Consider the following 2,719-nt stretch of genomic DNA (forward strand, 5'->3'; position numbering starts at 1 on the left):
TGGGCTCGGAGATGTGTATAAGAGACAGGTCATCTCTGGTGAAGCAAGAATACTCCCCGTCACGGCATCGATCAAGATCCGACCTTTTGGCGTCGGATGAATCTCCTTTTTGACGAGTTTGATGTACTCCCGCCGTTTTAGTCCATCGATGATCCCGGCACGGGTTGCTTCCGTCCCGAGTCCCTCGACTTCCTTCATGATCGCTTGTAGCTCATCTTCGAGTAATTTGCCAGCTGTTTTCATGCCGAGGATGAGTGTCCCTTCCGTATAGCGTTTCGGCGGCTCCGTTTGTTTCTCAAGCAGACGACAGCCTTTGATCGGCACCTCTTGTCCTTGTTCGACGGCTGGTAATTCGACTTCCTTTGACTCGATTTGTAAAACCTGTTTAAAGCCCGGATCAATCGTCCGACTGCCGAGTGTCAAAAAACGGTCCATCTCACGCGTCGTCACGATTTCCGTTTTCTCCGAGACAGCGTCCGGTGCAAAGGCAGCAAGAAAACGGCGAACGATTAAGTCGTAGACTTGCGCATCTCGTCCGGAGAGCTTCGCGACGGCACCCGCTTCTTCTGTTGGAATGATCGCATAGTGATCGCTGACCTTTGCCGGATTGACGTAGCGCTTATCGTTAACCGGATTGTTCGTCAGGACATCCTTGATTGGACTATATTCCGCTTGCTTCAGTAACCGATTGAGAATCACCGGGAACTGTCCTGCCTCCTCTTTCGTCACGAAGGAAGAGTCCGTTCGCGGATAACTGATCCAACCACGGATATAGAGTTTTTGGGCGATATCGAGCGTCTCTTTTGCACCGAGACCAAACCGTCGGCTCGCTTCAGTTTGTAAGAGTGACAAACTGAACCAAAACGGTGGTCGTTCCGTCTGCCGCTTTTTCTCGATTGATGCGACGATTCCGGTTCCTTTCGTCCGATCCACGATCGCTTGTGCTTGTTCCCGGTCACTCAGCTTCGTCTGTTTCTTCGCATTGATGTATTTTCCTTTGTATCGCGTAAAATCCGCCTCGACTTCGTAGTACGTCTCCGGTCGGAAATTCTCGATTTGTTTTTCCCGTTCGACGATCAATGCAAGCGTCGGTGTCTGGACCCGTCCGAGGGAAAAGACATCGGCGATGCCCTTCTTCTTCAGTAACGTCGTATACGCACGTGACGCATTCATCCCGATCAACCAATCGGCGCAAGCGCGACTCATTGCCTCGTGAAAAATGTTCTCCGTTTCCTTGCCATCGAGCAGGTTCGCAAACCCATGGTCAACGGCTTGAGGCGTCAGACTCGAAATCCAGAGTCGTTGCAACGGTTTTGCGTTGTTCGCGAGACGTAAGATCAATCGGACGATTGCCTCTCCCTCTCGCTCGGCATCCGATGCTATAATGATGGAAGTCGTCGTCCGCTCATTCAATAATTTCTTGATGACCTGGTATGGTTTACTCTTACCTTTTGCCAGTCGGTAATCAAATCGTTCCGGGATGATCGGCAGATGATCGTAGTTCCATCGTTTCCATTTGGCGTCATAATGCGCCGGCTCCTGCAGTTCGCATAAGTGTCCGACCGCATAAGCGAGTTTTGCTCCTTGCGGAAACCGGTCACATGGTTTGATTTCAATGTAGCCGTCTCGCTTCACCGATGGATACGGAGCTGCCAGTTTTTCCGCTTGTTTTGGTTTTTCAGCAATGATCAATTGCACACGCTTCACCCTCATTTCCTTACTTCAGACATGTGGAGGTACCCATGCCCTATTTTACGTTATTCATGGCTTTATTCTTTATTTCAACATCGGCAATCTTCGTCAAGTGGGCGGAGACACCGATCGAGGCTGTCGCCTTTTACCGCATGTTGTTTTCGACCTTGTTGTTGCTCCCGCTCATTCGATTGAAGGAACTGTTGCAACTCAGTTCGTCAACGATCCGGCATATGCTATTAAGTGGCGTTTTGCTCGCCGGGCATTTTTGGCTGTGGTTCCTCTCTCTTGATTATACGACAGTTGCGAGCTCGACGCTCTTCGTGACCGCGAGTCCGATTTTTGTCCTGGCCGGTAACGCGTTATTCTTCAAACAACACCCGTCACGCAAAGCACTCCTGTTCGTTGCTGTCGCCTTATTTGGTGGCGGTCTCGTCGCTTACGGAGATATCGCCGTCGGCATGCGTGCCTTGATCGGGGACGGTCTTGCCTTGCTGGCAACGATTTTAGTCGCTGGTTACTGGTTGCTCGGTCAACACGTCCGCACAAGCGTCTCGACGAACCTCTATTCGTTCGGTGTCTACGCTGTCGCGTCGCTCGTCTTGCTTTTGTTATCGTTGATTCAATCAACGAATCTCGTCGCTGCGTTCCAACAGGATTGGTGGCTGTATATTCTTCTCGCCGTCTTCCCGACGTTACTCGGTCACAATTTATTCAACTGGGCGCTCGCTCGTGTCAGCGCCAGCATCGTCAGTATCACGATTCTTGGTGAAGCGGTTTGGGGGATGATTTTCGGATATTATCTGTTTGACGAGAAGTTGACATGGATTCAAATCACCGGTGCCGCTTTACTATTGATCGGAATTGGATTGTTCCTCCGACGCAATGAACGTGATATTCGTGAACAACTTGCCCAACGTGAGAGTGCCACTAGTCAATCTTCCTAATGACAAGAGGCTGACTCAAAAGTCAGTCTCTACAAAGATAAGGGTGGCAGAATGATGATCTGCCACCCTTATCTCGTAAC

Annotated in this window: 2 protein-coding genes; one reads left to right on the forward strand and one right to left on the reverse strand. The window is 50.4% G+C overall.

The window, feature by feature from the left end; translation table 11 throughout:
- A partial coding sequence (locus F8N00_RS17565) for a DNA topoisomerase 3 (protein WP_421018697.1) occupies window positions 1-1,698 on the reverse strand: 1,698 nt, incomplete at its 3' end.
- 44 nt (window positions 1,699-1,742) lie between these two features.
- Here F8N00_RS17565 and F8N00_RS17570 point away from each other — a divergent pair.
- Window positions 1,743-2,639: a DMT family transporter gene (locus tag F8N00_RS17570; RefSeq protein ID WP_075642037.1), complete on the forward strand. Its 897-nt coding sequence runs from the start codon at window positions 1,743-1,745 to the stop codon at window positions 2,637-2,639.
- Window positions 2,640-2,719 lie beyond the last annotated feature (80 nt).

The organism is Exiguobacterium sp. A1_3_1, assembly GCF_048985645.1.
Classification (GTDB): Bacteria; Bacillota; Bacilli; order Exiguobacteriales; family Exiguobacteriaceae; genus Exiguobacterium_A; species Exiguobacterium_A indicum.

Excerpts from the sequence above, each read along its gene's own strand:
- F8N00_RS17570 (WP_075642037.1), top strand. The coding sequence starts at position 1,743 with ATGCCCTATTTTACGTTATTCATGGCTTTATTCTTTATTTCAACATCG.